4 protein-coding genes and 4 tRNA genes are annotated in these 4,491 nt (G+C 44.8%); 1 reads left to right on the forward strand and 7 read right to left on the reverse strand.

The annotated features are described in order from the left end of the window. The 5 genes from LVQ76_RS22175 to LVQ76_RS22195 all read right to left on the reverse strand — a co-directional run. On the reverse strand, positions 1–128 hold a 128-nt coding region (locus LVQ76_RS22175), incomplete at its 3' end, for a GTP-binding protein (RefSeq protein WP_016197641.1). Between the two features lie 111 nt (positions 129–239). After that, positions 240–315 (reverse strand) — tRNA-Thr (locus tag LVQ76_RS22180). 5 nt (positions 316–320) lie between these two features. After that, positions 321–395, reverse strand: a tRNA-Gly gene (locus tag LVQ76_RS22185). Positions 396–514: 119 nt separating this feature from the next. Next, positions 515–599, reverse strand: a tRNA-Tyr gene (locus LVQ76_RS22190). A 10-nt stretch (positions 600–609) separates the two neighbouring features. Further along, positions 610–685: transfer RNA gene (locus LVQ76_RS22195), tRNA-Thr, on the reverse strand. Positions 686–1,275: 590 nt separating this feature from the next. Between LVQ76_RS22195 and coaA the strand changes: the two genes are divergently transcribed. Beyond that, positions 1,276–2,226, forward strand: coding sequence for a type I pantothenate kinase (gene coaA / locus LVQ76_RS22200; RefSeq protein ID WP_064515269.1), 951 nt, complete (start codon positions 1,276–1,278; stop codon positions 2,224–2,226). A 29-nt stretch (positions 2,227–2,255) separates the two neighbouring features. Here coaA and birA read toward each other — a convergent pair whose 3' ends face one another. Both birA and murB read right to left on the reverse strand, forming a co-directional pair. Beyond that, entirely contained in the window at positions 2,256–3,218 is a 963-nt protein-coding gene (birA, locus tag LVQ76_RS22205) for a bifunctional biotin--[acetyl-CoA-carboxylase] ligase/biotin operon repressor BirA (protein WP_232922465.1), read from the reverse strand. Next, positions 3,215–4,243 (reverse strand): UDP-N-acetylmuramate dehydrogenase, encoded by a 1,029-nt coding sequence (murB, locus tag LVQ76_RS22210; RefSeq protein WP_232922466.1) that lies wholly within the window; start codon positions 4,241–4,243, stop codon positions 3,215–3,217. Before murB ends, birA begins: the two co-directional genes overlap by 4 nt. Between the last annotated feature and the right edge of the window lie 248 nt (positions 4,244–4,491).

A 4,491-nucleotide genomic window follows, 5' to 3' on the forward strand; every position in this document is an offset into this window, starting at 1 on the left:
GAACCACCGTAGGTTTTAGCCAGAACGGTAGTGATTGCTGCAGTCAGAGTGGTTTTACCATGGTCAACGTGGCCGATAGTACCGACGTTGACGTGCGGTTTTGTACGTTCAAATTTTTCTTTAGACATCGATTGTCCCTCTAAGACACGGATAAATCGGTGATATCACCACATCAACCAGGCGAAAGCCTGAATTTGTTGAATTCATTAACAGAAGAGAAACAGGGAGGATAAAGGAGGTGGTGCTGATAGGCAGATTCGAACTGCCGACCTCACCCTTACCAAGGGTGCGCTCTACCAACTGAGCTATATCAGCACATCTGGAGCGGGCAGTGGGAATCGAACCCACATCATCAGCTTGGAAGGCTGAGGTAATAGCCATTATACGATGCCCGCATCTCTGGAACTCGGCTACCTGCTTGAATTCTGTATAGAACCTGAGGAGAGGCTCCTCAGTATTCGAGTCGACTAGTTGGATCTCGTCGCCTCGGGCTACGCATAGCGCGGCCTGAAAATGGTGGTGGGGGAAGGATTCGAACCTTCGAAGTCGATGACGGCAGATTTACAGTCTGCTCCCTTTGGCCGCTCGGGAACCCCACCAAGCACTTGATGGTGCCGACTACCGGAATCGAACTGGTGACCTACTGATTACAAGTCAGTTGCTCTACCTACTGAGCTAAGTCGGCATCAAGTAGCGCGCATTCTAGGAAGACCGGCGCCTTGATGCAACAAAAAAATTAAAGAAAATGCACTACCGCTTATATTTTGCGCGATAGCTCGTAAAAATGATGAATTAAACGGCATTTCGGGCTGATTTTGTACATCAAGGACCGTAATGATTTATACAAAATAGAGTTATTGTGCTCTTCTACTACATGCTTTGCTTACAAAGCACCTTCTTTTAATACTCTGCCACTGCACTAATCTCTCTTCATTTACTTTGGAAGGATGACTTCACTCCCTAACTACTGCTTTTAGACACCTTCATTACTTGATTGCAATGTCAGCCCCGCATTATCAGCCGCAAACTCTTATTCTTCATTAAGCATTTATACGGTGCATTACGAATCAACACCGAGCTGCAACGTGATGCTGTCCTCTCAATGCATCACCACTTTCTTTTTTTCTTATTATTATCCCTCATCTGGTGTTACCCTCCTGCCCATTGTGAAAAGTAATATACGTTGCACGCCTTTGATTACCTGAGATGAGTCCCCTTTTCTCAGTCTGCGTACTACGTTCATTTTTGTCCTGAATTACAGGCAGAAGCATGCTTATGAGTAATAAAGAGCAAATGTTGACGACTCCTTATATGCAGTTCAACCGCAACCAGTGGGCAGCCTTGCGCGACTCAGTACCGATGACACTGACCGAAGGTGAAATCGCCCGGTTGAAAGGTATCAATGAGGATCTCTCGTTAGAAGAAGTGGCTGAAATTTATCTGCCACTCTCACGCCTATTGAATTTTTATATCAGTTCAAACCTGCGCCGGCAGGCTGTATTAGAGCAATTTTTGGGCACTAATGGACAGCGTATTCCCTACGTCATTAGTATTGCCGGCAGTGTCGCTGTAGGTAAAAGTACAACTGCTCGCGTGTTACAAGCCTTACTTAGCCGCTGGCCTGAACATCGCAGCGTAGAGTTGATTACTACTGATGGGTTTCTACATCCGAATAATGTGTTGAAAGAACGCAATCTGATGAAGAAAAAAGGATTCCCGCAATCCTATGATATGCATCGTTTGGTGAAATTTGTTTCTGATATTAAATCAGGGGTGCCGAATGTGACGGCTCCGGTTTACTCTCACCTTATTTATGATGTCATACCTGATGGTGATAAAACGGTTGCTCAGCCTGATATTTTAATTCTTGAAGGATTAAATGTTTTGCAGAGTGGTATGGATTATCCCCACGATCCGCATCATGTATTTGTATCAGATTTTGTTGATTTCTCTATATATGTCGATGCCCCCGAAGATCTACTGCAAGATTGGTATATCACTCGGTTCCTGAAATTCCGTGAGGGTGCATTTACCGATCCGGACTCTTATTTTCATAGTTACGCGAAACTTCCAGAAGATGAAGCTGTGAATGTTGCACTGCAACTTTGGAAAGAGATCAACTGGCTGAATTTAAAAGAAAATATTCTACCCACCCGCGAGCGTGCCAGCTTAATCATGACGAAAAGTGCAAATCATGAAGTGGACTGTGTAAGACTCCGAAAATAGATAACGGGGGATTTAATCCCCCATTATCATTAAGTTATCCCGCGCAGTGATATCTCTCCACCAACCCAAGGTTTAATAACGCCATCTTGTTCTAACAGCAAGCCGCCTTGTTCATTAATTCCTCGTGAGATGCCATGAATTTCTTTGTCACCAATAATTAACCTCACCTGGCGATTAATAAAATTATCGAGCAATTCCCAACGTGGAAGGAATGGTATTAAACCTTCGTCTTCGAATAAATATAATGCCTTACGTAGTTCTTTTATTATTCTGATGGCTAATGCATTTCGATCTATATTAATCCCAGCTTCCTGGAGATTAATCCAGCTTTGATTAATCACGTCAGTTGCCACATTGCGCATCGCAAGATTGATACCTGCGCCGATAACAATTTGTGCCGCATCACCTGTTTTCCCAGTTAACTCAACAAGAATGCCGGCAAGCTTGCGATCATTGAGATAGAGATCATTTGGCCACTTAACTCTGACATTTTCAGCACCTAATTCACGCAACACTTCAGCCATCACAATCCCGATGACAAGACTTAGACCCACCGCAGCTGCTGGACCTTGTTCGAGTCGCCAGAACATTGAAAGATAAAGATTTGCACCAAATGGAGAAAACCACTGCCGACCACGACGCCCTCGACCGGCTTGCTGATATTCAGCAATGCATGCATCACCAGACTGAAGTGATTCAATACGATCGAGTAAATATTGGTTAGTCGAATCAATGACAGGTAATACCGCAACTGAGCCTGTTTCAATTTGCGATTTTATCAGCTCTTCATTCAGTAACTGGATAGGGTCCGGGAGGCTATAGCCTTTCCCTGGGACGGTAAAAACATCCACTCCCCAGTCTCTTAGAGTTTGAATGTGCTTATTTATGGCCGCACGACTCATACCGAGCTGCTCACCGAGTTGCTCACCAGAGTGAAATTCACCATCGGCCAGGATACTAATCAGCGTGAGTGGGACTGTATTATCTTTCATGCAATTGTCTCCACTGCACTAACTTCACCACATGTGCCGATGAAACGGACTTCTGGTTCCAGCCACACATTAAATTTCTCCCCGACACACTGACGAATATGATGTGCAAGATCGACAACATCCAGACTTGAAGCACCACTCTCATTTATCAGTACCAAAGCTTGTTGTTGATGCACTGTCGCACCACCTACCTTGTAGCCTTTCAGCTGGCATTGATCGATCAACCAACCTGCCGCCAGTTTTATTGACCCATCGGCCTGAGGATAGTGTGGAATGTTAGTGAAGGCCGCAAGTAGTACAGCAGCCTGTTCGGCATCAACGACTGGATTCTTGAAAAAGCTCCCCGCATTGCCATTAACACGTGGATCAGGAAGTTTTGTCATGCGCATATGGCAAACTGTATCAAATACTTCCTGAGGGGTGACATTTTCAGCATCGAGACGGGCTAAGTCACCATAACTTAATACTGGCTGCCATTGTTTTGGCAAACGTAATCCCACGGCAATGATTGCATAGTGGTTCTGATATTCATGCTTAAAAATACTGTCACGATAGCCAAACTGGCACTGTGAATTATCCAGGCGATGCATCTCACCGGTGATTAAATCAACGCAATCAACGTAATGGCAGACGTTTTTAAGCTCAACACCATACGCGCCAATATTTTGAATTGGTGAAGATCCAGCACATCCCGGAATTAAAGCCAGGTTTTCAAGCCCGGGCATTCCTTGCTGTAAGGTATTTTCAACCAGATGATGCCAGTTTTCACCTGCACCCACATGCAGATACCACGCATCATTTTCTTCCGTCACTTCTATACCTGAAATACGGTTGATAATTACCGTGCCGGAATAATCCTCAAGAAAGAGAACGTTACTCCCCTCGCCCAGAATCAACACTGGCATATTTGCTGCCATTGCTTCACTCCAGGCATCCTTTAATTGTTGCACGGTTTCAGCAATGACAATGCGTGAAGCATTAGCCTGAATACCGAATGTATTGAAAGGTTTAAGAGAAGTGCTCATGTTGGGTATCTTTCCTGAGTTTAAACCCGGTTAGTTTACCTTATATGGTGGGGGTTGGCTTGCTGAGAGGGGAATATGAAAGATAATTGCATAAATCGCAGACAGCAAAAAGCCCTGAACATCAGTACAGGGCTTGTATTCGTATCATCCTGATACTCACCCCTGCGGGGCCGTCGCAAGCGACGTGCAACATTGCTCCCGACAATGTTGTCCACTTAGCAAGCACAAAAAAGCCCCATGCTTTCGCA

Source organism: Buttiauxella cochleicola (assembly GCF_021283185.1).
Taxonomy (GTDB): domain Bacteria; phylum Pseudomonadota; class Gammaproteobacteria; order Enterobacterales; family Enterobacteriaceae; genus Buttiauxella; species Buttiauxella massiliensis.

Coding starts and splice junctions, on each gene's coding strand:
- birA (WP_232922465.1), bottom strand. CDS start 3,218: ATGAAAGATAATACAGTCCCACTCACGCTGATTAGTATCCTGGCCGAT.
- murB (WP_232922466.1), bottom strand. CDS start 4,243: ATGAGCACTTCTCTTAAACCTTTCAATACATTCGGTATTCAGGCTAAT.
- coaA (WP_064515269.1), top strand. CDS start 1,276: ATGAGTAATAAAGAGCAAATGTTGACGACTCCTTATATGCAGTTCAAC.